Here is a 251-nt window from a genome sequence, read left to right on the forward strand (position 1 = left end):
TGGCTTCTTTACGCCGCCCATGAGGTGGCTCGATTACGCCGCCCCTGGACTGGCTTCATTGTGCCGCCCCTCAGGTGGCCCGATTACGCCGCCCCCGGATTGGCTCTATAACGCCGCCCGCTGACACGGGCCGCTGCTCGCAGCCAGCAACCGACTCGATCGCCGAATCCAGCATGGTATTGACGAGTTCGGCATCCGGGCGCGTGCCGATTGACCAGCTCACTACGAGACCGTCGAAGCAGTCGATCACA

1 protein-coding gene is annotated in these 251 nt (G+C 63.7%); it reads right to left on the bottom strand.

Annotated features, from left to right (window positions below):
- Nucleotides 1-70 precede the first annotated feature (70 nt).
- On the bottom strand, nucleotides 71-251 hold a 181-nt coding region (locus VSR82_RS40510; RefSeq protein WP_498858979.1), incomplete at its 5' end, for a hypothetical protein.

Source organism: Burkholderia sp. JPY481 (assembly GCF_038900515.1).
GTDB classification, from domain to species: Bacteria; Pseudomonadota; Gammaproteobacteria; order Burkholderiales; family Burkholderiaceae; genus Paraburkholderia; species Paraburkholderia youngii.